Below are 25,852 nucleotides of genomic sequence, written 5' to 3' on the forward strand. Positions count from 1 at the left end.
CTTTCACGGGATCCGCGACAGTTCCAAGTCGCGGCGGATCGCCAGGAGGTCGAGGACGGCGAGAACCAGCCAGGGACCTGCGATCCCGATGAAGAATGCCATGTGACCTCTCCTGTCCCGGCGATGATCCGGCATCGCCGCATCGGACGATAGGACAGGTCCCGGCGGTCGGCAAACGGCAGGGCGCGGGTCTCGATCCGCCCTGCCCCCGGACGATGGTCAGGGCCGGCCGGCGGCGTCCAGGATCAGCTTCGCGATCGTGTCGGGCTGGGAGATCAGGGACAGGTGGCTCGCCGTCACCTCGATCGTGGTCGCGCCCATCCTCTTCGCCATGAAGCGTTGAAGATCGGGGTCGATCGTCCGGTCCTCCGTCGAGACCGCGTAGAAGCTCGGCTTCGATCGCCAGGCCGCCTGGGTGGTCCTGCCCGCCAGCAGCGCTTTGGCGAAGGGCTGCTGCACCGCGTAGAGCACCTTCGCCTTCGCCTCGGGAAGGTCGCCGGCGAAATCCCGCAGGAAGGCCGCTTCGCCGAGACGTCCGTACTCGCCGTCGAAGACGATGCCGGCCGTGGCGGGCGGTGTCGGAAACGTCCTGGCCAGGGCGGCGTAATCCTCTCCCGCATCGGGGGCGCGTGCCGCCACGTAGACGAGGGCCGACACGTTGGGGGCGATGCCGGCTTCCGTGATGATCATCCCGGCGAAGGAATGCCCGACGAGCACGGTCGGCCCGTCCTGCCGCTCCAGCACCCGCCGCACCGAGGCCACCGCCTCGTCGAGGGTGGTCAGCGGGTTCTGCACCGAGGTGACATCGAGCCCCGCCGCCTGCAGCCGCCCGATCACCTCCGACCAGCACGACCCGTCGGCGAACAGGCCGTGGACGAGGACCACGTTGCGCGCCCGCGGGACCGGTGCGGCCGGAGCTGGGCCGTGCAGAAGCGGGACGACTGACGCGGCGACGGACAGCCTCAGGAAAGAGCGGCGATCCATCGGGGGCTCCTCTGACGGCGACAGATTCGGTATTGACCGCGCCTTCGCGGGGAAAGTCCAGGCGCGGCTCGAAACCCTGCCCGCCGGGATGATCGCCCTCCGGCCCGCCTCAGACCAGCCCGGTCAGGTAATAGACCCCGATGACCAGGAAGACCGCGCTCGTCTTCAGCAGCGTGATCGCGAAGATGTCGGCATAGGCCTGCCGGTGGGTCAGCCCCGTCACCGCGAGCAGGGTGATGACCGCGCCGTTATGGGGCAGCGTGTCCATGCCGCCGCTCGCCATGGCGGCGACCCGGTGCAGCACCTCCATGGGGATGCCGGTGGCCTGGGCCGCCGCGATGAAGGTGGAGGACATGGCGGCGAGCGCGATGCTGAGCCCTCCGGAGGCCGAGCCGGTGATGCCGGCCAGAGCCGTCACCGTCACCGCCTCGTTCACCAGCGGATTGGGGATCGCGGAGAGTGCCTCGCGGATGACGATGAAGCCCGGCAGCGCCGCGATGACCGCGCCGAACCCGTATTCGGAGGCGGTGTTCATGGCGGCGAGCAGCGAGCCCGCCACCGCCGCGCGGCTGCCCTCGGCGAAGCTCTTCGAGACCGGCCTCCAGGCGAAGACGAAGACCGTGAGGATGCCGGCCAGCAGCGCCAGTTCCACCGCCCAGATCGCCGTGACGGAGGACAGGGTCGTGACGATCGGCTTGTCGAGCCCCGCCAGCATGGTCTCGGTCTTCGCCCCGTAGAGGCGCGGGATGAGCGCGGTGAAGGCGAGGTTCGAGAGGCCGACCACGACGAGCGGCAGAAGCGCCACCAGGGGATGCGCCAGGGCTTCGTCGGAGACGGGCGTCGGCTCATTGCTGTGGCCGCTGCCGTAGCCCTCTCCCCTGGCCTTGGCCGAGGCGATGCGCCGGTCGAGATAGGCGACGCCCGCGACGAGGATGAAGGCGGCGCCGATCAGCCCGAGCCAGGGGGCCGCCCAGGTGTTGGTGCCGAAGAAGGTGGTGGGAATGATGTTCTGGATCTGCGGCGTGCCGGGCAGCGCGTCCATCGTGTAGGAGAAGGCGCCGAGCGCGATGGTGCCGGGGATGAGGCGCTTCGGGATCTCGCTCAGCCGGAAGGCTTCCGCCGCGAACGGATAGACCGCGAACACCACGACGAAGAGCGAGACGCCGCCATAGGTGAGCAGATTGCAGACCAGCACGATGGAGAGCACCGCCCGGCGCGGGCCGACGAGATCGATCACTGCCGTGACGATGGAGCGCGAAAAACCCGACAGTTCGATGACCTTGCCGAACACCGCGCCGAGGAGGAAGACCGGCAGGTAAAGCTTCACGAAGCCGACCATCTTCTCCATGAACAGGCCGGAGAAGACCGGCAGCACGGCGGACGGGTCGGTGAGGAGCACGGCAAGCAGTGCCGCCACCGGGGCGAACAGGATGACGCTGAAGCCGCGATAGGCGACGAGCATCAGGAAGCCGAGCGCCAGCAGCGCGATGGCGAGGCTCATGACGACGCTCTCATGATGGGGCAACCTCCGGGCACTCTGCCCCTGTCGAGACGCACAGCTGATGCTAGAAGCCGCAGCGTGGCAATGCCACAGCGAGGTGACCCGAGACGGACGGCACCTATTTGAAACGGCAGCGGTCCGGTCGGTGCCGCTTCGACTGGTCTGGTGAGGGTGCCCCTCGCCGAGGAGCGATGACATGAAGCCGTCCTCTCCCCGTTTCGACGTGGCCGTCGTCGGCGCAGGTGCGGCCGGGCTCGGTCTGGCCCTAGCCCTGGCGCGCGAGGGCATCGCCACGGCCCTCGTCGGCCGCCACGCCCCCGTCGCCGACGGACGCACGGTCGCTCTTCTCGACGGCTCGGTGCGTTTCCTCCGCGCGCTGGGGGCCTGGGCGGAGGTGGCGCCACACGCAGCACCCCTGGCCGAACTCCACATCGTCGACGATACCGGTAGCCTGTTCCGTCCGCCGCCGGCCCGGTTCGTCTCCACCGAAATCGGCCTCGACGCCTTCGGCTGGAACGTGGAGAGCGCCCGCCTCGTGGAATCGTTGCGAGCGCAGGCCCGGTCGGCTCCCGGCCTGACCCTGTTCGAGAGCGACGCGGTGGGGCTGGAGCGGGATGCCGACGAAGCCCGGATCGGTCTGGAGGAAGGCCCAGCCGTCGCCGCGCGCCTCGTCGTCGGTGCGGACGGAGCCCGCTCGCTCATGCGGGAGCAGGCCGGCATCGCCACCAAGGACTGGTCCTACCCGCAGGCCGCCATCACCACGCTGCTCGCCCATGAGCGTCCCCACCGGGACGTCTCCACCGAGTTCCATACCCGGCAGGGGCCGTTCACCCTGGTCCCCCTCCCCGGCGGGCATCGTTCCAGCCTCGTCTGGGTCACCGGCGCGGGACCGGCGCGTCGCCTCTCCGAACTGGAGGATGCCGACCTCGCGCGCGCCATCGAGGACCAGGCCCAAGCCATGCTCGGTGCCATGCGCATCGACGGGCCGCGCGGGCTCGTGCCGATGCGCGGCCTCTCCGTCGCCTCCCCGGTCGGGCCTCGCATCGCGCTCATCGGCGAGGCGGCCCACGCCTTTCCGCCCATCGGAGCGCAGGGGCTCAATCTCGGCTTGCGCGATGCCGCGGCGCTACGCGACAGCGTCCTGGCCGCGACCTCGGACGGACGCGATCCGGGCTCGCGCGAGGCTTTGTCCGGGTTCGCCCGTTCGCGGGCGCTGGATGCCCGCCTGCGCACGGCTGCGGTGGATACGCTCAACCGCAGCCTGCTCAGCTCTCTGATCCCCGTCGATGCCCTGCGCGGGCTCGGCCTGCTGGCCATGACCACGATCGGGCCGCTGCGCCGCGTCGTCATGCGGGAGGGTGTGCTGCCGCGCCTCGGCGCCCCCGCCCTGATGCGGTGACGGTCAGCGTCGGGCGAGGCTCGTCGGCGCATCCGCCGCACCGAAACGGTCGCCGGTCGATCCGGTGGGGATCGAGGCCGCGGGCGTTCCGCGGCTGAAGGCGGTGCCGTCCCGCCCGAGGCGCTCGCCATGGGCGAACAGGGCCTTCATGTAATCCTGGTCGAACGGCGCCGAGGTGGTGCGCGTGAACCGGTTGTCGATCTGGGCCACGTCGAGATCGAGGCCGTTACGTTCGGCGAAGCTCTCCGTCAGGGCGAGGGCCGCACGGGTCTGCGCCTTGATCGCGGCCGACATTGCGCGGCCGAGCACGCTCAGGGTCGTGCGTGTGGCCATCTGGAAGTCCGGCGTCACCGTGTTGTTGACGACGAGATAGACCGTGCTCGTGGGAAGCCTCACCTTGGCCTTGCCGAGGATCGCGGCTTCCGGCGCCAGGTAGAACGGCGCAGTGGTGCCGCCATCCGCATGCATCTCCTGGAAGCGCTTCCCGTCCGTACCGACCACGTCGATCATCACCGGCGGGAATACGCCCGGCACCGCCGAGGAGGCGAGGATGATCGCGCGGAACAGGTCGAGCGCCTTCGGGCCGCCCTCGGAGGCAATGGCGCCCATGTCCCACAGGACGGGGCGTTCGCTGTCCACTGCCGTGGTCGCCACCAACAGGCGACGTCCCTTGGCGTGCTCGGCAGCGATGTCGGCGAGGAGCTTGCCCGTCACCATCCGCTCGATCCGGCGCTTGAGCGGCCAGGTATCGGTCAGGGCTTCGTTGGTACCGCCGAATTCGAAGACGTCGGCGGCCGAGATCTCCGTATAGGCGTGCGCCAGTGTCGCATCGGCGCTGGATCCGAGGAAGGCGAAGGGCGCGATCATCGCCCCCGTACTGACCCCGGTGATGATTCCGAAAGCGGGCCGGTTGCCGGCCTTCGACCAGCCGTTGAGGAGACCGGCGGCGAAGGCCCCGTTCTCGCCGCCGCCGGACAGGACCAGCCACGGATCGGACGCGGCACCCGCGCCGTCGATGAGATTCTGGAAGGCCTTGGTGTCGTCGGCTGGTATCCGGAGATGACTCTTCAGGCCGTCGGGCCTGGCATCGGCCGCATCACCGGCCGTGAACGCGACCCGTTCGGATGATCTCGCTGGCGATGACTTCGACGATTCTTTGAGAGGAGCGGATCTCGCCGGTGCGCCCGCATGGGCCGGAGCGGCCTCGACCGGTCCGGCGATGCCGAGCATGGCCACCATGCTGGCCGCATAGAAGAGACCGTGTCGGCTGGATGATCCGGACATGAGAGAGTGTCCTTGGTAAGTCTCGAAACGCCCGCCTCTGCTGCGAGAACCCGGCGTCGACCGGCCGGTTCCGGTCCGTGGACCCTCCCCTTGCGTCGAACATGCGCCAGCGCACGTCGTTGGGAAAGCGGTCTTCTCCCAAAACCCGCCTTTACGCGGGGGGTAACCTTGACTAACCGCTTCGAGGCTAGAGCATCATCCGGAAAGTCAGATCTGGTTTTCGGTAAAGATGATGCGGTGCCAACACCCTAGGTCGACGACCTGAATACGATATGCAGGTCGTCGACCTGGTCCAACGACTATCCATAGCCGGAGCCCGAGTCCCGATGAAACTACCGCGCCGCTTCTTCCAGCCGCTCGCCACAGGCGCGCCGGCCCCGTTCCGTGACCTGCCGGTGAAGCTCGAGCGGATGATCCATTTCGTGCCGCCGCACAACGACAAGGTCCGTTCCCGGGTGCCGGAACTCGCCGCCACCGTGGACGTGGTGCTCGGCAATCTCGAGGACGCCGTGCCGGTCGATCAGAAGGAAGCCGCGCGCAAGGGCTTCGTCGCCATGGCGCAGGCCACCGATTTCGCCGCCTCCGGCACCGGATTGTGGACCCGCATCAACGCCCTCAACAGCCCCTGGATTCTCGACGACCTGTTCGAGATCGTGTCCCAGGTCGGGGACAAGCTCGACGTGGTGATGGTGCCCAAGGTCGAGGGGCCATGGGACATCCACTATATCGACCAGCTCTTGGCCCAGCTCGAGGCGAAGCACGGCGTCTCGAAGCCGATCCTCGTCCACGCCATCCTGGAGACCGCCGAAGGCGTCGCCAATGTCGACGCCATCGCTTCCGCCTCCCCGCGCATGCACGGCATGAGCCTCGGCCCCGCCGATCTCGCGGCCTCACGCGGCATGAAGACCACCCGCGTCGGCGGCGGCCACCCGGATTACCGGGTCATCGCCGACCCGACGAGCGACGGCGCCGCCCGGGCTAGCGCCCAGCAGGACCTCTGGCACTACACCATCGCGAAGATGGTCGATGCCTGCATGGCCAACGGCCTCAAGGCCTTCTACGGCCCATTCGGCGACTTTTCGGACGGGGATGCCTGCGAGGCTCAGTTCCGCAACGCCTTCCTAATGGGCTGCGCCGGCGCCTGGACCCTGCATCCGAACCAGGTCGCCATCGCCAAGCGCGTCTTCGCCCCCGATCCGGCGGAAGTCGCCTTCGCGGTGCGGATCGTCGAGGCGATGCCGGACGGGACCGGCGCGGTGATGCTCGACGGCAAGATGCAGGACGACGCCACCTGGAAACAGGCCAAGGTCATCGTCGATCTGGCCCGGCTGGTGGCCGAGAAGGACCCGGAGCTCGCCAAGACCTACGGCCTGAAGTGACCTCTGGCCCGAACTGAGATGGCCTTCCCTCTCCCCGCACGCGGGGAGAGGGCTTCATGCCTCCTCGTCGGGGCATGAAGCGAGGCGGCAGCCGAAGGTGAGGGGGCGGCTCAGGCACAGCCTCGTTCGTTCGACCCCCCTCACCGCCGCTCCGGCTTCGCCTCCGCTTCCCGCAGCCACGGATCCCGAAGCGATCGGCCGGATGCCGTCCGAGATCTGCAGACCGAGACGGCTCCTTGCGATGCGGCGTGGCAACGCCGACGATGACAACCTGTCCGACGCATCCTATTTTGGCGTCATGACCGATTTCTCTCCCACCGGAATCCAGACGCGCACCGCCAAGTTCGGCCTCGGCGCCGTGGTGCGCCACCGGATCTACCCGTTTCGCGGCGTCGTCTTCGACGTGGACCCGATCTTCGACAACACCGAGGAATGGTGGCTGGCGATTCCCGAAGAGGTACGGCCGCGCAAGGATCAGCCGTTCTACCACCTTCTCGCCGAGAACGCGGAGAGCGAGTACGTGGCCTATGTCTCCGAACAGAACCTCATTCCCGACACGTCCGGCGAGGCCCTGCGCCATGCCGGGATTCCGGAGGTGTTCGAGCGGGATTCGGACGGCGCCTACCGCCTTCGGGGCGCGCACGCGAACTGAGTCCCGGACGGGACCCCACATCGCGGAGCTCTCTCATCGGCGGTGCGAATGAAAAAGGCCGGGCTCGCCGCCCGGCCTTTTCTTATTGTCATGAAGCGGGTTCGAGGCCCGGTCTCAGGGCTTCGGAGCGGTACCCACGGCGGCAGCGCCGGCGGCATTCTGCTTCTCGAGGTTCTTCCGCATGTCTTCGCTGCGCTTCTCGAGCTCGGCCTGGAGCTTCTTCTGCTGCTCTTCCAGCACCTTCGGATCGACGGCCGGGCCGTCGAAGGCCTTGCCGAAGCCGGTCAGCGGCACGGCGAAGGTCACCTCGCGCTGGGCCTGGTTCTGGACGCTGATGTTGAGGGTGGTGCCCTTCTTGAGCGCGTTCACGAGGTCGTTACCGACATTGCCGGCCTCGGCGAAGCAGCCGTTGGGGAAGCACACGGCGAACTTACCCGGTGTCGCCTGCTGGCCATCGACGGTGAAGCGGATGCCGGGGCCGAGGAGCAGGCCGAGCGGCAGCAGGTAGCGCACCACGCGCACGCTCTGCTGGGCGTTCTTCATGTCGTAGACCGCCACGGCAAGGACCGGCTGGCCCTGGTCGGAGACGAAGTCGCGGGTGGTGTAGCAGACGTCGGTGCTGGTGTTCTGGTCCTTGCCGCAGACCTTGGTCCAATCGGCCTGGGACGGCTCGGACTTTACGTTGACGATCTGCGGGCCGGCCGGCTGCTGGGCGGCCGGGGTCTGGGTGGCCGGCGCTGCCGGGGCCGGTGCGGTCGGAGCGGGGGCCTTGCCCTTCGGAGCCTGGGCGAAGGCCGGTGCCGCCAAGCCCGCATTGCCCATCATGCCGGCCAGGGCGAGAATCGCGGCGGCGCGCATCGGGCGCGCGGGACGGTTGGCAAAGAACATCAGCTCTGACCCCTTGGATATCGCGAATGACGAAGACATGCTGCGGCGCCTGAACCCAGCAGGACGTTTCCTGAACTCGATGATGCGGATCGAAACCCGCGGACGGCGTTCGGCCGAGCCCTCGCCGCCCTGGTTCGCGCGGTCAAGCCCTCGGCGCGCGCAAATCACCCGCTCCTGAACCCTGGATGGCCAATAGGGGCCCGCCAGGGTGCCGAACGGGGCGTTCAACGCCTCGAACCCGCTCGAACGACCGGGCCGCCTGCTTCCCTGCGGAATGCGGCGAAGACATGACACCTGCGCTGTCCGCCAGATCGCGGACGACCTGTCGGTTGCCCTTTCCAAAAGGCGTTTTTAAGCAAAGTTTAACCCTAACCGTTCATCACCGCAGGGCACGGAAAGTCGATGCACGCGGGGAGTTGAGGCGGAGGTGTCGGCGCAGCCAGCGATCATACCCTTTGGCGACGCTCCTCCCGTCGCCCTTCCGGCGGACAGGCCCGTCGTGCCGAGCCCGCATTCGGATGTGGTCAGGCCCGGCCTCTGCACGTTGCTGGCGGCGACCGCCCATGCCGATCCGGGCCGTGTCGCCTTCATCGATCCCAAGGACAAGGTCGGGTGGTCCGGGCGCAGCCCCATCACCTGGACCTATGGGTCCGCTGCCGAGATCGTCGCGCGCCTCGCCAGCGGGATGAGGCAGTGGCGGCTGGCCCCGGCGAGCCGTGTGGGCCTGATCGCCGCCGCCGGGTCGGAGACCGTGCTCTCCTACCTGGCCATCGAGGCCGCGGGCCACATTCCCTGCCTCCTACCCCTGACATGGGACGAAGACGCCCTCGTGGCCGGCATCCAGGCCGCCGGTATCCAGGCCGTGCTCACCCAATCCCGTATCGCCGGAATGCTGCCGGCCGAAGGCCTGCGCCGTGTCGCCCTGCGCTATTTCGGCCTGCGCTACCTCGCGGCCTTCGGGCCGGAGGTGCCCGACGGGGTCATCAGTCTCGACGGCATGGTCCTCGATGGACATGGCGGCCCGTTCGCGCCGTCGAGCGCCGGGCTCGTGACTTTCGCCGCTGCCGATCCCACGCAGCCGGTCTATCGCCCGGCGGACGCGCTGATCGCCTCGATCGCGGTCCATCTCGCCACGATCCGGATCGCACCACGCGACCGAATCCTGACCCTTCTCGCGCCAGCCGACCTGAGGGGCCTCGTCACCGGCCTCGGCGCCGCCCTCGTGGCGGGGGCCGGGCTCGAAACATGTGGGCCGTTCGACGCCGCCCACCTCGCCGAGGCACTGGCTCGACCGGGACCGACGCATCTTGTCGTGCCCGCTGCCCTGGAGCGCAATCTCGCGGCGAGCCGTTGCCCTCGCAGCCTCGAATCCGTCACCCTTGCTCACCGGTTGCCGACCCGCCTGACCACACGGCTGCTGGCGCCGGGCGCTGTGCATGGTCCGCGAAGGGTGATCGATGTCCTCGCCTTCGACGAGGCGGCCCTCCTCACCGCCTCGCGGGCCGATGGGGACGTCGCCCATTTTTTAGCGGATGCCCATCCGTTGGCACCGTTCCCGGCTCTTCTGGATATCGCCCGTGACGAGGACGGGCGATTCGCTTTCCGGGGCCGCGCCTCCAAAGCCAGCCCCCTGCAACGCGGCATCCCGCCGGAAAAAGCCGCCGATCTGTGGAGGGCCGTCCCATTCGCGGCAAAAATATTTGCCGGACGAGCAACCGAGATCCTTCGCTGCTGACCATCCGGCGGCGTCGTCGTGCCCGAAATTCACCGCTTTCGACGCATGGCACGGCGGCCGTGCCGAAGTCGGTGATTCAGCTGTTTTATGAAACGAATTTCCTATTTCGGAACAGCGGTCTGGAGTGAGTTCCGGATGTCTTGCGCGATGCAGCGTGAGGCTAGGGCGCTACGGGTCGCGAGCGGGCTCTTCGCCGGATAGCAAGAGGATTTTCACCCTGCAGCCGGCGAACCAACTGGGTTCACGTGTGTTATCGCACGGGTCCCTTCCCAAGGGGCGATGGATGAGCTAACCCTGACAGTCATGAGTGCGCTGCAACAAGTGTTGGTCGTCGATGATGGTCACCGCGCCATCGATCACTCCCTCGCCGCCGAGCTTGCCGAGCTGGGTTATGCGAGCGTTACCGCATCCCTCGAGGCCGCCGATGACGTTCTCGCCGTCATCGCCCGCCCCGCGGCCATCCTGCTTCAGACCTCGACCCGGCTCGACCCGGCCTATGCCATGCTTTCCGAGCGCCTGCGTGAGCAGATGCAGCATGCGGGCATTCCCGTCATCGTCATCGATGGCCGGACGGGACGCGGTAGCGGTGCCTCGGTCGATCTGCAGAGCCGCATCGGTCCTTACGTCCTGAACGAACCGGACCTCTAATCCTGCCTATGAGGACAGCACCGCAGGTGCTTGTTTGAGAAAAGATTTTTCGATGGAGGCGGGCCGGTGAGCCCGCCTTTTTCATGAGTTCTTCGCCGAATACGCCGGGGTGATCGACCCGGCGTGATGTCCCTCACGCCGCCTTCTTGGCGCGGGCGATCTTGGACAATTCGCGCAGGATCGAGGTCGTGATCTTCAGGCGCTCGGGGATGGAATCGAGCTCGCGGATGAACACGATGCTCATGTCCGGGCGCACCTTGGCGAAGGAGGCCTGACCGCCGACGAAGGCCACCAGCCCCTGCGGATTGGCGAAGGACTTGTCGCGGAAATGGACGACGACGCCCTTCGGCCCGGCCTCGACCTTCTCCACGTTGGTGTCGCGGCACAGGATCTTGATCGTGACGATCTTGAGGAGCTGCTCCACCTCCGGCGGCAGCGGCCCGAACCGGTCGATCAGCTCGGCCCCGAAGCTCTCCATCTCGGCGTCGTTCTCCAGGGTGGAGAGCCGGCGATAGAGGCCGAGGCGGACGGTGAGATCCTCGACGTAATCCTCCGGGATCGTGACCGGTGCTCCCAGCGCGATGGTGGGCGACCACGCCTCCTCCACCGGCTCCTCGATGCCGGCCTTGAGGGCGGTGACGGCATCCTCCAGCATCTGCTGGTAGAGCTCGTAGCCGACCTCCTTGATATGGCCGGACTGGGCGTCACCCAGCAGGTTGCCGGCGCCGCGGATGTCGAGGTCGTGGGAGGCGAGCTGGAAGCCAGCGCCCAGCGTGTCGAGGGTCTGGAGCACCTGGAGGCGCTTCTCCGCCTGCACGGTGAGCTGCTTGTTCGCCGGGGTCGTGAACAGGGCGTAGGCGCGGGCCTTGGCGCGCCCGACGCGGCCGCGCAGCTGGTAGAGTTGGGCGAGGCCGAACATGTCGGCCCGGTGCACGATGAGGGTGTTGGCAGTGGGGATGTCGAGGCCGGATTCGACGATGGTGGTGGAGAGCAGCACGTCGAACTTGCCCTCGTAGAACGCGGTCATCACGTCCTCGAGCTGGCCCGCCGCCATCTGGCCATGGGCCACCGCCACCTTGGTCTCGGGCATCTCGGTATCGAGGAAGCGCTTCACCTCCGCCAGGTCCTCGATCCGCGGCACCACGTAGAAGGACTGGCCGCCGCGATAGCGCTCGCGCAGCAGGGCCTCGCGGATCATCAGCGCATCGAACGGGATCACGAAGGTGCGCACCGCGAGGCGGTCCACCGGTGGCGTCGCGATGATCGAGAGTTCGCGGACCCCGGTCATGGCGAGCTGGAGCGTGCGCGGGATCGGGGTCGCCGAGAGGGTCAGCACGTGGACATCGGCCTGGAGCGCCTTGAGGCGCTCTTTGTGGGCCACGCCGAAATGCTGCTCCTCGTCGACGATGATGAGGCCGAGATCCTTGAAGGCCACGTTCTTGGCGAGCAGCGCATGGGTGCCGACCACGATGTCGACGGTCCCGGCGGCGAGGCCCGCGCGGTTCTGCTTCATCTCGGCGGCGGAGACGAAGCGCGAGAGCTGCGCCACCTGCACCGGCAGCCCTTTGAAGCGCTCGGCGAAGGTCCGGTAATGCTGGCGCGCCAGCAGGGTGGTGGGCACCACCACCGCCACCTGCTTGCCGCCCATGGCCCCCGCGAAGGCGGCGCGCAACGCCACCTCGGTCTTGCCGAAGCCGACATCGCCGCAGACGAGGCGGTCCATGGGACGGCCGGCATTGAGATCGGACAGGACGGCGTCGATGGCGGTGGCTTGGTCCTCTGTCTCCTCGAAGGCGAAGCGGGCGGCGAACTCGCCGTAGAGGCCGTCCGGAGCCTGGAGGCGGGGCGCCTGGCGCACGAACCGCTCGGCCGCGATCTTGATGAGCTGGCCGGCCATCTCCAGGATGCGCTTCTTCATCTTGGCCTTGCGGGCCTGCCAGGCACCGCCGCCGAGACGATCGAGAGCGACCTCCGCATCTTCCGAGCCGTAGCGGGTCAGAAGCTCGATATTCTCTACCGGCAGCAGTAGCAGTCCGCCGGCATACTGGATCTCCAGGCAATCGTGCGGCGCGCCGGCCGCCGTCACCGTCTTGAGGCCGACGAACCGGCCGATGCCGTGATCGGCATGGACCACGAGATCGCCGGGCTGCAGCGCCTGCACCTCCAGGATGATGTCCTGTGGGCGTTTAGACTTGCGCTTCTGGCGCACCAGCCGGTCGCCGAGGATGTCGCCTTCCGAGATGACCGCGAGCTTGTCGACGACGAAGCCGGAATCGAGCCCCCACACCGCCACCGCCATGTCGGTGCCGCGCTTCAGGGCATTCACCGCCGTGAGGGTGTTGATGGAGACCGGCTTCTTCAGGCCGTGATCGGTGAGCACGCCACACAGCCGGTCACGCGAGCCGTCGGACCAGGATGCGAGGATCACATGATGACCCGATCCCTGGAGTTCCTTCACATGGGCGACGGCGGCGTCGAACACGCTGGCCGTCTCGTCCGCCCGCTCGGCGGCGAAGCTGCGGCCCGCCTTGCCCTCGCAATCGATGGTGAGGCGGTCCGGGCTCTCGGGCATTGCGAAGGGCGAGAGCCGCGCGACGGAGGCGGCGGCGACCCGCTCCTTCCAGTCGTTCTGCGTCAGGTAGAGGGAGGACGGCCTCAGCGGCTTGTAGGGCGCGACGCCGGTGGACGGCGTCTTCATCGCCTCGGCGCGGGCGTCGTAATAATCGCGGATCAGGGTGAGGCGCTCGGCGACCGCCTCCTCCGCCTGCGCGTCGAAGACCAGCGGCACGCCCGGCACGTAGTCGAACAGGGTGTCGAGATGGTCGTAGAACAGCGGCATCCAGTGCTCGAGGCCGGCATAGCGCCGTCCCTCGCTGATGGTCTCGTAGAGCCGATCGTCGCGGGTCGCCGCGCCGAAGGTGGAGATGTAGCCCTGGCGGAAGCGCCGGATCGTCTCCGTGGTCAATTGCACCTCGCTCATCGGAACGAGATCGAGGGAGCGGAGCGAGCCCACCGTGCGCTGGGTCTCCGGGTCGAAGGCGCGGATGGATTCCAGGGTATCGCCGAAGAAGTCGAGGCGGATCGGGTTCGGCAGGCCCGGCGGCGACAGGTCGAGGATGCCGCCGCGCACGGCGTATTCCCCCGTCTCGCGCACCGTCCCCGTGCGCAGGAAGCCGTTGGCCTCGACCCAGGCGGTAACGGTATCCATCGGCACCACGTTGCCGATCGCCGCCGAGAAGGTCTCCACCGCGATCTTCTCTCGGGGAGGCACTCTCTGGATCAAGGCGTTGACGGTGGTGCAGAGGATGCGCGGCTGTTCCTCTGACGAACGCGAGCGCGAGAGCCGCGACAGCGCGGTCATCCGCTGGGCGGCGATGGCGGCGTTCGGAGAGACCCGGTCGTAGGGCTGGCAATCCCAGGCCGGAACGCTCATCACCTCGATCTCGGGGGCGACGAATTTCAGCCCGGTCTGGAACGCGTTCGAGCGCCCGGAATCGCGGGCCACATGCACCAGAACCGCCGGTCCCTCGAAACTCCGCGACAGGGCGCGGGCGAGATCGGCCACCACCACCGCATCGAACCCTTCGGGCACGTTGGCGAGCGTCGGGCTGTCGCCGCGCTTCAGCGCCTCCAGCGCACGGGCGAGCGCACCGGATTTCGGCAGGGCGAACCGCGCCGTCTGGGGCTTCGGGGCGGGAGCTTTGGGCTGGGGTTTGGCCATCGGGTCGGGGTTTTCGAACTCATGGGAAAGTGAGACGCGACGCGCCTCCCTCCCCCTGTGGGGAGGGACCGAGGGTGGGGGTGGTTGGGCGACCCTCCCACTGCGGAGGCGAGCGGCGCTACCCCCACCTCCAACTCCTCCCCACAGGGGGAGGAGAGCCTCGCATCGCCTAGACCGCTAATGAATCGGTGCGTCGTGCTTATGGAACGCCTGGAGGCGGCGGTATACCGGCGTGTCGTAATTCTGCGGCGTCTCGTCCTCGCCGGTGAGCCAGCGGAACAGGTCGCGGTCGGGCAGCTCGATCAGGGCCTCGAAGGTCGTCAATTCCTCATCGCTCAGCGTACCGACCTCCGCATCGGCGAAACGGCCCATGATCAGGTCCATCTCGCGCATACCGCGATGCCAGGCGCGGAAGAGGGTGCGGCGGCGGCGCGGATCGAGATCCGCGCTGGTGCGGGTGGTTCCGGACATGGGGTCAGCCTGTCATGCTGCGATCCTGGGATCCGGTGATCCCGGGACAGGGGAAACTGTGCGCGGCCCGGTGCCGCGATAGCGGCGTAGGACCCTGCCGTCGTCTATATAGACCCGCGCGGCGGCATCACCATCTCCGTTCGCGCGGCTCAACCGGCTTTGCATGACAGACGAACCCCGCCCGACGAACCTGCGCCCCAGCATCCTCGATCCGCTCTTCGCCCAGGCCCGGACCCTCCCCGGCGTCGGGCCGAAGATGGCGCCGCTGATCGAGCGGCTCCTCGGCACGCCCGAACAGCCAGCGCGGATCGTCGATCTTCTGTTCCACCTGCCCCAGGGCGGGGTGGCGCGCACGATGATGGGCTCCATCGCCGAGGCGCCGCCGGGCGAGCCCGTGACGTTGGGTGTCACCGTGACCGGCTATCGCCCGCCGCAGCCCGGGGCGGGGCGGCGTCCCTTCCGGGTCCTGGTGGAGGACGGCACCGGCGACATCACCCTGGTGTTCTTCGGCATGCCGCAGGCCCGCGTGGAGAAGATGCTGCCGCTGGGCGCCCATCGCTACATTTCCGGCCGCATCGACCTGTGGGACGGGCACCGGCAGATGGTGCATCCGTCGCGGATCGTGGACGAGGCGGGGCTCGCCGCCCTCCCCGCCGTCGAGCTCGTCTACGGCGCCACCGAGGGGCTGACCTCGCGGGCGATCTCGAAACTGGCGCATTCCGCCCTCGACCGGCTGCCGATCCTGCCCGAATGGCAGGACCCGGCCTGGCTCGCGCGGGAAGGGCTGCCGGGTTTCGCCGATGCGCTCAGGGCCGAGCACCGGCCCGAGAACGCGCCGCCGGCACCGGCAAGCGACGGCATCACGCCCCGCACCCCGGCGCGCCGGCGGCTCGCCTATGACGAACTCCTCGCCTCGCAGCTGGCGCTGGCCCTGATGCGGGCCCGCAACCGTAGGGCGCCCGGCCGCGCCAATGCCGGCGACGGCCATCTCAAGGACCGGATCGAGGCCGCCCTGCCCTTCGCGCTCACCGGCGCCCAGGCCCGGGCCGTCGAGGAGATCCGCGCCGATCTCGCCTCCGACCGGCGCATGCTGCGCCTGCTCCAGGGCGATGTCGGCTCGGGCAAGACGGCGGTGGCGCTGCTGGCCATGGCCTCGGCGGTGGAGGTCGGCCGGCAGGCGGCTCTGATGGCGCCCACCGAGATCCTGGCGCGCCAGCATTTCGAGCGCCTGACGGAGCTCGTCGGTTCGCTGCGCCTGCGCCTCCTCACCGGGCGCGACAAGGTCTCGGAGCGCCGCGCCACCCTGGCCGACCTCGCCGACGGCCATATCGATATCGTGGTCGGCACCCACGCCCTGTTCCAGGATAGTGTGATCTTCAAGGATCTCGGCGTCGCCGTGGTGGACGAGCAGCATCGGTTCGGCGTCCATCAGCGCCTCGCGCTAGGCGCCAAGGGGGCGGCGGTGGACATCCTGGTGATGACCGCGACGCCGATCCCCCGCACCCTGGCGCTGACCTGTTTCGGCGACATGGACGTCTCGGTCCTCGACGAGAAGCCGGCCGGCCGCCAGGCCATCGCCACCCGCCTCGTCTCCATCGACCGGCTCGACGAGGTGGTGATGGGGCTCGGCCGGGCGCTTGCCTCCGGGGATAGGGTCTACTGGATCTGCCCGCTGGTGGCGGAATCCGAATATGTCGACCTCGCCGCCGCCGAGGATCGCTTCGCCGACCTGCGGCAGGAATTCGGCGACGCCGTCGGGCTGATCCACGGCAAGATGCCGGGGCCGGACAAGGATGCCGCCATGGAGCGGTTCGCCGCCGGCGAGACGAAGATCCTGGTCTCTACAACGGTGGTGGAGGTGGGCGTCGACGTGCCCGAGGCGACCATCATGGTGATCGAGCATGCCGAGCGGTTCGGCCTCGCGCAGCTGCACCAGCTGCGCGGACGGGTCGGGCGCGGGGCCAAGGCCTCCACCTGCCTGCTGCTCTATCGCGGGCCGCTGGGACAGGTCTCCCGCGCCCGCCTCGAAATGATGCGCGAGACCGAGGACGGCTTCCGCATCGCCGAGGAGGATCTGCGCCTGCGCGGCGAGGGCGAGGTGCTGGGCACCCGCCAATCGGGCGCGGCCGCCTTCCGCCTCGCGAGCCTCGAGAGCGACGCCAACCTGCTGGAGGTCGCCCGCGATGATGCGCGGCTCATCGTCGAGCGCGATCCCGGCCTCAGATCCGAGCGTGGCAGGGCACTCCGGGTGCTGCTCTACCTGTTCGAAAGGGACGCTGCGATTCGGTTGCTCGGAGCCGGTTGAGCCGATTCGCCGGCCGTCAGGAGCCCACGCCAAACCTGAACGCATCGCCACAAAAGCGACGAATCGACCACCGATGACGTCTGCGCAGTTCAGCTTCGAGAACCATGGCACCGCAGCCACACGTCGCCGGAAAGAGCTTGATTTTCAAAGACTAAGCTGATTTCTGGATCTCGTTTCCCGAGCCGTTGTGCGGTGCCGCACGGACTTCCTGAACTTGAAATGAACGTATTCTCCCCTTAACTGAACATGAACGAACAGCCCGCCAGACTGGGCTGCCACAACGAATTCAGGAGGATGGATATGTCTGCCGGACTGTTCCAAAACCTACCGGGTGCCCACGAAATGGGGAGCGTCCACGCCCTTCCGAGCGAGCCGTGGCTGCTTCCGATCTCGGATGGCAAGCAGCCCGCGCTGAAGACGACGGACGATGTCCTCCTCGCGGTTCGTCAATCCGCCCGCCCCTTCCAGATCGCGGCGAATGCGCTGATGGTCCTGCTTTTGGTGGCCGTCACCGCCCAGATCGCCATGGGCTGGGGTGGTTCCACAATTGCCCCGCACGCCAACAGCCATGTCGCCGATGCCTCGCCGCCGACGCTGCCCATCGAGAAGGCCTCGATGACGGTTCACAACTAGGCGCGTTCCAGCGAGGCTCCCGAAAGGCGGGTTCGCTTTTCGGGAGGTGTGCGTCGGGTCATGTACCGGCCCGGAGACTTGGACCGGCAGCCCTGCGAGGGCGAGCTTTTCACTCCGTGCTGATGAGCTTCTCCTGGCGACGGGACGAGGCTTCGAGCACCGCCTCCGGCCCGGCCGCCTGGCCATTCTGAGCCGCGCGGATCGACGCCGCCATGGCCTGTAGCCTGACCTGCGGATCTTCCGGCTGGATGACCCCCGCCGACATCACCAGCTTGGCCGCGTCGTCGATGCTCATGGGCACTTCGATGATATCGGCCCGTGGCAGGTAGAAGAAGAAGCCCGTCGTGGGATTGGGCGCGCAGGGCAGGAACACGCCCACATGGTCGTTTTCCTCCCCCAAAGCCGTCTGGACGTCCGGTCCGGCCGGCGCCGAGACGAACACCACCGACCATGTTCCCTTCACAGGGAATTCGACCAGGCCGACGGTGCGGAACGACGTGCCGTTGGCCGAAAACAACGTCTCGAAGATCTGCCGCAGGCCCTTGTAGAGGCCCGAGATCACCGGGGTGCGTGCGAGCAGCACCTCCCCGAACTCGACCACGCTGCGGCCGACGAGGTTGGCGGTGAGGAAGCCGAGCAGCGTCACCGCGACGAAGGCGATGACGAGGCCGATGCCCGGAAGCGAGAAGGGCAGATAATGGTCCGGCAGATAGCTCGCCGGCACCAGGGGCTTCACCCAGCCGTCGATGAGGCTGATGAACCACCACGTGATGTAGATGGTGATCGCCAACGGCCCGGCGACGATGATGCCGGTGAGGAAGTAGGTCCGCAGGCGGCTCTTCTTGCTCACCCGAGGCGGCGGCCGTGCGACCGCGGGGTCTGGTTCCGGCAACGGGGTGAGCGTTTCGCGCACGGGCGGCCTGTCTCGTGGGAGGCTGGTCTTCAGCCTGCATGACAAGGGTTAGCGGGTCGGGCGTGTCACCTCAAGCGCGAGGAAGCGCCCCCTGCCCCGGATGATCCGAGGCCGAGGATCACGGCTTGGTTTCGCCGAGCGCCGCCTCTGCCGTGAGCGCCCTCTCCTTCCACGCATCCCGTTCCGCGAGCGCCTCCTTGAGGGCGAGTTCGGCGCGCTGTGCCCGGGTGGCGCTGGCCGAAGCCAGGGCTTGGGCTCGTTCGCGGGCGCGGGTCTCGCCGGCCATCTGGACCTTGAGGTCGCGCGGCGTTGCCATGGTCGTGTCCGTTCTCGTCGGGGAGGGAAGTTGCAGGATGCCTCGCCGGCGCTCGGTTCGCCAGAGCCGAGGCACCGTTCCCAGGGCGGCGTTACCTCAGGTCGACGAAAGCGGGTCGTTTGCCAGGACGATCGCCTCACCATGCGGGGTTGCGGCGGCGGCGCGCAGGAAGGCGTCGCTGCGGGCCTGAACGCTTGCGGAATCGGTCACGCTGCGTTCGGCGAGAAGTGTCTCCAGGGTCGCGAGCCAGCGTCCGTAATCGGCCGCCGCTTCCGGCTTCCCCTCCGGCCGGATGGTGCGCCCGAGGGCGCTCGCCCACTCCTCCTGCGTGAACAGGCCCCGCTCCTGCAGGGAGACCACCAGGGCGAAGACCTGCGCTTCCCACGGTTCCGCGAACGGCCGCGGATCGTCGGCCCGGCAACCGGCGCTCATGACGCCGCCCCCGGCAGGAGATACCCCTCGAAGGCGGCCACGGTGACGCGCCCTCCCGGGTCGGCGCTCGTCCCCCATAGTTCGGCGGCCTCGAACCCCACCGTGTAGAGCCATTGCGGCGGGGCCTCCCGGCCCTCCGCGCTGGCATCGGGCAGGACGAAGGCACCATGGACCCGCTCGATGACGCCACGCCGACCCCGGACGTAACGCGGTAGGCGGGTGTGGCCAATGGGGTGGTCGTTGCGGGTCAAGACGGGGTCGCGTACCGCATATAAGGCCGGCGCATCCGGCGGCCGGTCGCTGGGAAATCCCGCGGAGAAGCGGGGCGGGATCTCCTCGGCACGCAGCACCCGTTTCACCGGGCTCGCCGGCCCGGCGCTGGCGCCCGCAGCGATTTCCTCTTGCGTAGCAAGGCCATGGGCGGCGATCTGCGCTTCGAGGGCGGCGAGCCAGATCTCGTAATAGCTCGACGACAGGTACTCCGCCGGGGGCAGCGATTCCCGTGCGGCGCGGCTGCCGTCCAGGGTCCATGTACCGGTATAGCCCACCGCCAGAGCCAGGGCGAAGACGCGCCGTTCCCATTCCGCATGAAAAACCGGCTCGTTCGCCTCCGGCATGACGGTGCCGAATCCGTGGGCGCCGCCGAGATCCTGCGCCCCGTTCATCGGCCGGCCTCCGGGGCGAGCGGCAGCCCGGTGCCGATCATGGAATCGCGCGTGACCAGGGCGGCGAGCTCGGCCTCGCTCAGGGATTCGGTGCCGGCGGGCCGCAGGGGCAGGACCATGAAACGGGTCTCGGCGGTGGAATCCCACACGGTGATGCGGGTCGCCTCGGGAAGGGTGAGGCCGAACTCGGCGAGGACCCCGCGCGGGTCGAGGACGGCGCGGGCGCGGTAGGGCGGCGCCTTGTACCAGACCGGCGGCAGCCCGAGCACCGGCCAGGGATAGCAGGAGCACAGGGTGCAGACGACGAGGTTGTGGTTGTCGGGCGTGTTCTCGACCACCACCATGTGCTCGCCGCCGCGTCCCCCGATGCCGAGTTCCGCGATGGCCGGCGTTCCGTCGGTGAGGAGCCGTTCGCGATAGGCCGGATCGGTCCAGGCGCGGGCGACGACCCGGGCGCCGTTATGGGGGCCGATGCGGGTCTCGTACATTTCGACGAGCGCATCGAGTGCGTCCGCCTCCACGTAGCCTTTCTCGAGAAGCAGCGATTCCAGCGCCCTCACCCGCGCCTCGATGGGGGTGAGGCTGCTGCCATGCGCGTGGTCCGGATGGTCATGGTGATGGTCGTGATCGTGCGCCATGGCGTCTCGTCCTGTGCCCGGAACGGCTTCCAAGTCGGTTGTCCGGCCCGGAGGCGGGCAAGCACGGGGCGCGCCGGGCATTGTGCGAGGCCCAGTCTGATACCGGAGAGGCACCGTGTCGACACCACTTCGCAGTTCGTCAACGCACGGCTTCGATGGCCTCCTGGGCATCGCGGTGATCCTCCGCGGTGGCCTCGGGCTTCTCCTGCCGGGCGGGGGCCTGCGGCGCCGCGCAGAGGCTGACCGTGATCGGGAAATGATCCGAGCCGACGCCGGGCAGCCGTTCCATGTGGCTGAGCAGGAAGTGCTCGCTGAAGAAGACATGGTCGAGGGGCCAGCGCATCACAGGCCATTTAGCGTGGAAAGTCGCGAACAGGCCGCGGCCCCGGCGCGGATCGAGCAAGCCGCTGATACTCTGGAACAATTGGGTCGTGCGGGACCAGGCCACGTCGTTGAGATCGCCGGCGACGATGGTCGGACCCGGCGCTTCGGCCACTTCACGGGCGACGATCACCAGTTCGGCGTCGCGCGGCGCGCTGCTATGGCCGGGATGCGGGGGGCGCGGATGCAGGCCATAAAGCCTCACCGCCTCGCCGTCCGGCAGCACCACCTGCGTGCGCAGCGACGGCACGTCGTCTTGGAGCAGGAAGCGGATTTCGGGGCCGCGCAGGGGAAGGCGCGAATAGAACAATAGGCCGTAGGTGTTGTCCTGCGGCTGCTCGACCCGGTTCGGGTAGAGCGCACGCAATGGGGACATGGCCTCCTGCCAGGCAGAATCGGTCTCCAGCAGCAGGACGAGATCGGGCGAGCGACGCGTGACGAGATCGAGGGCCGCGCCGTAATTCCTGTTCGTCTGCAGGACGTTGAGCACCACGAGGCTGAGCCGGTCTCCCGGCTCGCAGGCCGTGGCCGCCTTCGCCTGGGTGGCGGCGAGCGGCGTGAAGGGCAGGATGTAGCGGACCTGCATGACCAAAGCCGCTGCCATGGCGATGGCGAGGATGAGGGAGGTCGTGTCCCTGGAGACCAGAAGAAGGCCGGCGAGGCAGGCCGCCAGCGCCACCGCGATCTGGAGCCGGGGGAAGTCCAGGCTGCGGACGAAGCCGATATTGGTCTCGATCAGGGGCAGCACCGTGGCTGCCACCAGCAGACCGGCGATGCCCTGCAGGGCGAGCGTGAGATACGTCAAACCTGGTCTCCGCCGCCGTGCGCCCGTCAGGGAGCCGCCCAACCGGGCCATTCAATGGGCCATGCCGCGTCGTCTCGCGCGACCGCCACGCGGCCCCGTATGACCGCCATGCGACCCCCGCTTCGACCGCCACGCGACCCGGTTTCGAGGGGCGCCTGACAATCGACGGATTCCGGTGGTGGTTCCGGCCTATTCCACCGTCACGGATTTGGCGAGGTTGCGCGGCTGGTCCACGTCTTTCCCCATGAACACGGCCGTGTGGTAGGCGATGAGCTGGATCGGCACGGCGTAGACGATGGGAGACACGACCGGGTCGAGGTCGGGCATGGTCACCGTCGCCATGGTGTCGAGGCCGGCCGCCGCCGCGCCCTTGGCGTCGCCGATGAGGATGATGCGGCCGCCGCGCGCGGCGACCTCCTGCATGTTCGACACCGTCTTCTCGAAGATCGCGTCGTGCGGCGCGATGACGATGACGGGCACGCTCTCGTCGATGAGGGCGATGGGGCCGTGCTTGAGCTCGCCGGCGGCATAGCCCTCGGCGTGGATGTAGCTGATCTCCTTGAGCTTCAGCGCGCCTTCCAGCGCCATCGGGTAGCTGGTGCCGCGGCCGAGATAGAGCACGTCGCGGGCCTTCGAGACCTCGCGGGCGAGGAGCTCGATCTCGCCTTCCAGCTTGGTCGCGTCCGCCATCAGGCCCGGCACGGTGATGAGCGCGTCGACGAGTTCGCGCTCGCGCTCGGCGCTCAGGGTACCCCGCGCCCGGCCCGCCGCGATGGCGAGGCACAAGAGCACCGTGAGCTGGCAGGAGAAGGCCTTGGTGGAGGCCACGCCGATCTCGGGGCCGGCGAGCGTCGGCACCACGGCCGAGGCCTCGCGGGCGATGGTGGAGGTCGGCACGTTGACCACCGCCAGGGTGTGCTGCCCTTGGCTCTTGGCGTAGCGCAGGGAGGCCAGGGTGTCGGCGGTCTCGCCCGATTGCGAGATGACGAGGGTCAGGCCGGCCGTGTCGAGGGGCGGCTCGCGGTAGCGCGCCTCGGAGGCGACGTCGATCTCCACGGGTAGCCGCGCCAGGGATTCGAACCAGTATTTCGCCACCAGCCCGGCATAATAGGCGGTGCCGCAGGCGGTGATCGAGAGCCGCGAGAGATCCTTGAAATCGAACGGCAGCGCCTCGGGCAGGGCGACCCGGCCATTGGCGAGGTCGACGTAATGGGCCAGCGTGCGGCCCACCACCTCGGGCTGCTCGTGGATTTCCTTGGCCATGAAGTGGCGGTGGTTGCCTTTCTCGACCCGGTAGGCCTGGGCGACGATGCGCTGGCGCTGGCGCGAGACCGGATTGCCGTCGATGTCGCGGATCGCGGCGCCCTCGCGGGTCAGCACCGCCCAGTCGCCCTCCTCCAGATAGGTGATCTCCTCGGTGAAGGGGGCGAGGGCGAGGGCGTCCGAGCCCAGATAGGTCTCGCCATCGCCGAAGCCGATGGCCAGGGGCGCACCGTGGCGGGCGCCGATGAGGAGATCGTCGTGGCCGGCGAAGATGAAGGCCAGGGCGAAGGCACCGCGCAGGCGCGGCAGGGCGGCGGCCACCGCCTCCACCGGGCCCAGCCCCCTGTCCATCTCGGCGCTGACGAGCTGGGCCACGACCTCCGTGTCGGTCTCGCTCTCGAAGCGCACGCCGCCGGCCTGCAACTCGGCCTTCAGCTCGCGGAAATTCTCGATGATGCCGTTATGGACGACGGCCAGCCGCGCCGTGGCATGGGGGTGGGCATTGGTCTCGTTGGGGCGGCCATGGGTGGCCCAGCGGGTATGACCGATGCCGATGGCGCCGGGCAGCGGCTCGTCGCGCAGCCTGAGTTCGAGGTTGGAGAGCTTGCCCTCGGCGCGGCGGCGATCCAGCCGGCCATTGGCCAGCGTGGCGACCCCAGCCGAATCGTAGCCGCGATATTCGAGGCGGCGCAGGGCTTCGACCACCTGTCCCGCCACCGCCTCATGCCCGACGATGCCAACGATTCCACACATGGTCGCTACTTCTCATACGAGTGGGCTTGGCCGGGGAGCGGAAGCAGGACTGGCCTCCGACGTCTCCGACCGGGATCTTGGCGGTGGCCCACGCAAGGAGCGGCCCAAGCCTTCTGGGAGGGCCTTGTACCGGATCGGAACACGATCCGGCCAGGGTTCCTGCTCTTTCACGGTCTCCGAGGCTGAATTCGGCTCAACGGATACGTTCACGTCCGACGATACGATACTGACGGAGCTAGTCTTTCTTGGAACGGGCGGCCTTCATCGCCTGCAATGCCGCCCGCATCCCGCTGGCCATGCCCTCGATGATGCGCTGGCGGCTGCGGGCGATGGCGAGGGCATCGGCCGGCACCGAATGCGTAATGACCGAGCCCGCGCCAATGATCGCGCCGGCCCCGACGCTCACGGGCGCCACAAGGGCGGTGTTCGAGCCGATGAAGGCGCCGGCCCCGATCTCGGTCCGGTGCTTGTTCACCCCGTCGTAATTGCAGGTGATGGTGCCGGCCCCGACATTCGCGCCCGGCCCGATCTCGGCATCGCCGAGATAGGTGAGGTGGTTGGCCTTGGCGCCCTCGCCGAGGCGGGCGTTCTTCATCTCGACGAAATTGCCGATGCGGGAGCCCGTCTCCAGCACCGCGCCGGGGCGAAGCCTCGCATAGGGGCCGACGCTGACGCCCTGTGCCAGGGTCGCGCCTTCGAGATGCGAGAAGGCATGGATCACGCAACGGTCGCCGACCGTCACGTGGGGGCCGAACACCACATGAGGTTCCACGAGAACGTCCCGGCCCAAAGCCGTGTCGACGCTGAAGAAAACCGTTTCCGGCGCCACCAGCGTGGCCCCTCCGATCTGGGCCGCGCGGCGCAGGCGCGCCTGGATCGTCGCCTCGGCGACGCTCAACTGAACCCGGTCGTTGACGCCCTGCGCCTCGGCCTCGTCCACGGGCACCACCGCCACGGCGAGCCCGTCGTCCACGGCAAGGGCGACCGCGTCCGGCAGGTAGTACTCGCCCGCCGCGTTGGCGTTGCCGATCCGCGTGAGCAGGGCGAGGGCATGGGGGCCGGAGAGCGCCATCAGGCCGGCATTGCACAGGGTGACGGCGCGTTCCTCCGCGCTCGCATCCTTCTCCTCGCGGATGGCGAGCACCCGCCCGCCCTCCGTCAGCACCCGTCCGTAGCCGGTGGGATTCTCCGCCGTGAAAGCCAGCACCGCCACCGTCGCCCCGTCGGCCAGGGGCGCGCGCAGGCGGGTGAGGGTGGCCCCCGTGACGAGGGGGGTGTCGCCGAATGCGATCACCACGTCGTCGGAGCCCGCCTCCAGGGCCTCGCGGGCGGCCAGAACCGCATGGGCCGTGCCGAGGCGCTCCACCTGCGGATGGACCGAGGCTCCGGGTGCGGCCCGCGCGATTTCGACGGCCACCGCCTCCTGCCCCGGCTCCACCACCACGGCGATGCGGGTCGCCCCGGCCTCGCTTGCGGCGGCGAGAACATGGCCGAGCATGGTCCGCCCGGCCACCGCATGCAGCACCTTGGGCAGGTCGGAACGCATCCGCGTGCCCTTGCCTGCGGCGAGAACGATGGCCGTGAGGCTGCGTCCGCCCGTCCTGGCGGGCTCGGTCGAATGGGGGGTCTGCGCCGTCATCGTCGCTCCGCCGCTGTCGGGCCGGGGGCCGGCTCGCGTCCTATCCGGCTGCGCTACTGCGTGGCTTGTCGGGTAGCAAGCCTGCGCGGCCGGCGAGCCGGGGGCGCGGACGGAGATCCGGTCCGAACCGTCCGAGTCATCAGCTCTTGCATCAGCTCTTGAGGATCAGGGTGATCAGCACCGCGGCCAGGCACACGAACATGACGACCCCCAGGACCAGGCTCGCCAGGGTGGTGGAGGAGATATAGGTGCCGGCGACGGTTCCCAGCATGCGCGTCACACCGCCTCCCGCCGGGGAGGCGGCGTCACCGGGGTGGCCGCATCCCGGACAGGCCACGGCTTGCGCGGAGACCTGTCGCGAGCAGGCAGGGCATGGGATGAGCGCCATGAGGTGCCTCGTAAGAGGTGAACGACCCGTGGAATCTGTCACAAGCGCGGCTATTCGGC

The 25,852-nt window shown here is 68.6% G+C and carries 23 protein-coding genes; 8 read left to right on the forward strand and 15 right to left on the reverse strand.

Features of this window, described 5'->3' with window-relative positions; genetic code table 11:
* Positions 1 to 219: 219 nt before the first annotated feature.
* Entirely contained in the window at positions 220 to 984 is a 765-nt protein-coding gene (locus ACYQOP_RS19105) for an alpha/beta fold hydrolase (protein ID WP_461223473.1), read from the reverse strand.
* 109 nt (positions 985 to 1,093) lie between these two features.
* Entirely contained in the window at positions 1,094 to 2,485 is a 1,392-nt protein-coding gene (locus ACYQOP_RS19110) for a GntP family permease (RefSeq protein WP_461223474.1), read from the reverse strand.
* A 196-nt stretch (positions 2,486 to 2,681) separates the two neighbouring features.
* On the opposite strand from ACYQOP_RS19110, the gene ACYQOP_RS19115 reads away from it, so the two are divergent.
* Positions 2,682 to 3,884: an FAD-dependent monooxygenase gene (locus ACYQOP_RS19115; RefSeq protein ID WP_461223475.1), complete on the forward strand. Its 1,203-nt coding sequence runs from the start codon at positions 2,682 to 2,684 to the stop codon at positions 3,882 to 3,884.
* Between the two features lie 3 nt (positions 3,885 to 3,887).
* On the opposite strand, the gene ACYQOP_RS19120 is transcribed toward ACYQOP_RS19115, so the two are convergent.
* On the reverse strand, positions 3,888 to 5,168 hold the full coding sequence (locus ACYQOP_RS19120; protein ID WP_461223476.1) for a patatin-like phospholipase family protein: 1,281 nt from the start codon (positions 5,166 to 5,168) through the stop codon (positions 3,888 to 3,890).
* A gap of 326 nt (positions 5,169 to 5,494) precedes the next feature.
* On the opposite strand from ACYQOP_RS19120, the gene ACYQOP_RS19125 reads away from it, so the two are divergent.
* Entirely contained in the window at positions 5,495 to 6,547 is a 1,053-nt protein-coding gene (locus ACYQOP_RS19125; RefSeq protein ID WP_056425762.1) for an HpcH/HpaI aldolase/citrate lyase family protein, read from the forward strand.
* 298 nt (positions 6,548 to 6,845) lie between these two features.
* Positions 6,846 to 7,199: a heat shock protein HspQ gene (hspQ, locus tag ACYQOP_RS19130; RefSeq protein WP_056453784.1), complete on the forward strand. Its 354-nt coding sequence runs from the start codon at positions 6,846 to 6,848 to the stop codon at positions 7,197 to 7,199.
* A gap of 114 nt (positions 7,200 to 7,313) precedes the next feature.
* Here the strand turns inward: hspQ and ACYQOP_RS19135 are convergent, their stop codons facing one another.
* A complete protein-coding gene (locus ACYQOP_RS19135; RefSeq protein ID WP_056425765.1) occupies positions 7,314 to 8,087 on the reverse strand; it encodes an invasion associated locus B family protein in 774 nt (257 codons plus the stop codon).
* A 13-nt stretch (positions 8,088 to 8,100) separates the two neighbouring features.
* Here ACYQOP_RS19135 and ACYQOP_RS19140 point away from each other — a divergent pair, with 13 nt between their 5' ends.
* The 3 genes from ACYQOP_RS19140 to ACYQOP_RS19150 all read left to right on the forward strand — a co-directional run bounded on the left by ACYQOP_RS19140 (position 8,101) and on the right by ACYQOP_RS19150 (position 10,470).
* Positions 8,101 to 8,265, forward strand: a complete 165-nt coding sequence (locus ACYQOP_RS19140) for a hypothetical protein (protein ID WP_461223477.1) — start codon at positions 8,101 to 8,103, stop codon at positions 8,263 to 8,265.
* Positions 8,266 to 8,586: 321 nt separating this feature from the next.
* Positions 8,587 to 9,822: an AMP-binding protein gene (locus ACYQOP_RS19145; RefSeq protein ID WP_348646088.1), complete on the forward strand. Its 1,236-nt coding sequence runs from the start codon at positions 8,587 to 8,589 to the stop codon at positions 9,820 to 9,822.
* 303 nt (positions 9,823 to 10,125) lie between these two features.
* Complete coding sequence (locus tag ACYQOP_RS19150; protein WP_056453741.1) at positions 10,126 to 10,470, forward strand: hypothetical protein; 345 nt, start codon at positions 10,126 to 10,128, stop codon at positions 10,468 to 10,470.
* Between the two features lie 133 nt (positions 10,471 to 10,603).
* Here the strand turns inward: ACYQOP_RS19150 and mfd are convergent, their stop codons facing one another.
* Together mfd and ACYQOP_RS19160 are read right to left on the reverse strand one after the other, a co-directional pair.
* On the reverse strand, positions 10,604 to 14,191 hold the full coding sequence (gene mfd, locus ACYQOP_RS19155) for a transcription-repair coupling factor (protein WP_461223478.1): 3,588 nt from the start codon (positions 14,189 to 14,191) through the stop codon (positions 10,604 to 10,606).
* Positions 14,192 to 14,368: 177 nt separating this feature from the next.
* On the reverse strand, positions 14,369 to 14,662 hold the full coding sequence (locus ACYQOP_RS19160; RefSeq protein ID WP_461223479.1) for an FAD assembly factor SdhE: 294 nt from the start codon (positions 14,660 to 14,662) through the stop codon (positions 14,369 to 14,371).
* 163 nt (positions 14,663 to 14,825) lie between these two features.
* Here ACYQOP_RS19160 and recG point away from each other — a divergent pair, with 163 nt between their 5' ends.
* Positions 14,826 to 16,967 carry an ATP-dependent DNA helicase RecG gene (recG, locus tag ACYQOP_RS19165; RefSeq protein ID WP_461223480.1) on the forward strand — a complete coding sequence of 714 codons (2,142 nt, stop codon included), beginning with the start codon at positions 14,826 to 14,828 and terminating at the stop codon, positions 16,965 to 16,967.
* Between the two features lie 300 nt (positions 16,968 to 17,267).
* Positions 17,268 to 17,600: a hypothetical protein gene (locus ACYQOP_RS19170; RefSeq protein ID WP_461223481.1), complete on the forward strand. Its 333-nt coding sequence runs from the start codon at positions 17,268 to 17,270 to the stop codon at positions 17,598 to 17,600.
* A 109-nt stretch (positions 17,601 to 17,709) separates the two neighbouring features.
* Here the strand turns inward: ACYQOP_RS19170 and ACYQOP_RS19175 are convergent, their stop codons facing one another.
* The 9 genes from ACYQOP_RS19175 to ACYQOP_RS19215 all read right to left on the reverse strand — a co-directional run bounded on the left by ACYQOP_RS19175 (position 17,710) and on the right by ACYQOP_RS19215 (position 25,793).
* Positions 17,710 to 18,513: a DUF502 domain-containing protein gene (locus tag ACYQOP_RS19175; RefSeq protein WP_156467721.1), complete on the reverse strand. Its 804-nt coding sequence runs from the start codon at positions 18,511 to 18,513 to the stop codon at positions 17,710 to 17,712.
* Between the two features lie 118 nt (positions 18,514 to 18,631).
* On the reverse strand, positions 18,632 to 18,829 hold the full coding sequence (locus ACYQOP_RS19180) for a hypothetical protein (RefSeq protein ID WP_207411246.1): 198 nt from the start codon (positions 18,827 to 18,829) through the stop codon (positions 18,632 to 18,634).
* Between the two features lie 96 nt (positions 18,830 to 18,925).
* Positions 18,926 to 19,261: a nitrile hydratase accessory protein gene (locus ACYQOP_RS19185; protein ID WP_461223482.1), complete on the reverse strand. Its 336-nt coding sequence runs from the start codon at positions 19,259 to 19,261 to the stop codon at positions 18,926 to 18,928.
* Positions 19,258 to 19,926 (reverse strand): nitrile hydratase subunit beta, encoded by a 669-nt coding sequence (gene nthB / locus ACYQOP_RS19190; protein ID WP_461223483.1) that lies wholly within the window; start codon positions 19,924 to 19,926, stop codon positions 19,258 to 19,260. The genes ACYQOP_RS19185 and nthB overlap by 4 nt, the downstream gene beginning before the upstream one ends.
* A complete protein-coding gene (nthA, locus tag ACYQOP_RS19195) occupies positions 19,923 to 20,564 on the reverse strand; it encodes a nitrile hydratase subunit alpha (RefSeq protein ID WP_461223484.1) in 642 nt (213 codons plus the stop codon). The genes nthB and nthA overlap by 4 nt, the downstream gene beginning before the upstream one ends.
* Positions 20,565 to 20,703: 139 nt before the next feature.
* The gene (locus ACYQOP_RS19200) at positions 20,704 to 21,750 is read right to left on the reverse strand and encodes an endonuclease/exonuclease/phosphatase family protein (RefSeq protein ID WP_461223485.1); all 1,047 of its coding nucleotides are present in this window, start codon (positions 21,748 to 21,750) and stop codon (positions 20,704 to 20,706) included.
* A gap of 189 nt (positions 21,751 to 21,939) precedes the next feature.
* The gene (gene glmS, locus ACYQOP_RS19205; protein WP_461223486.1) at positions 21,940 to 23,766 is read right to left on the reverse strand and encodes a glutamine--fructose-6-phosphate transaminase (isomerizing); all 1,827 of its coding nucleotides are present in this window, start codon (positions 23,764 to 23,766) and stop codon (positions 21,940 to 21,942) included.
* Between the two features lie 235 nt (positions 23,767 to 24,001).
* Positions 24,002 to 25,405 (reverse strand): bifunctional UDP-N-acetylglucosamine diphosphorylase/glucosamine-1-phosphate N-acetyltransferase GlmU, encoded by a 1,404-nt coding sequence (glmU, locus tag ACYQOP_RS19210; protein ID WP_461223487.1) that lies wholly within the window; start codon positions 25,403 to 25,405, stop codon positions 24,002 to 24,004.
* A 151-nt stretch (positions 25,406 to 25,556) separates the two neighbouring features.
* Positions 25,557 to 25,793: a hypothetical protein gene (locus ACYQOP_RS19215; protein WP_207411253.1), complete on the reverse strand. Its 237-nt coding sequence runs from the start codon at positions 25,791 to 25,793 to the stop codon at positions 25,557 to 25,559.
* Positions 25,794 to 25,852: the final 59 nt, after the last annotated feature.

The sequence above is a fragment of the Methylobacterium sp. CM6247 genome, assembly GCF_054817925.1.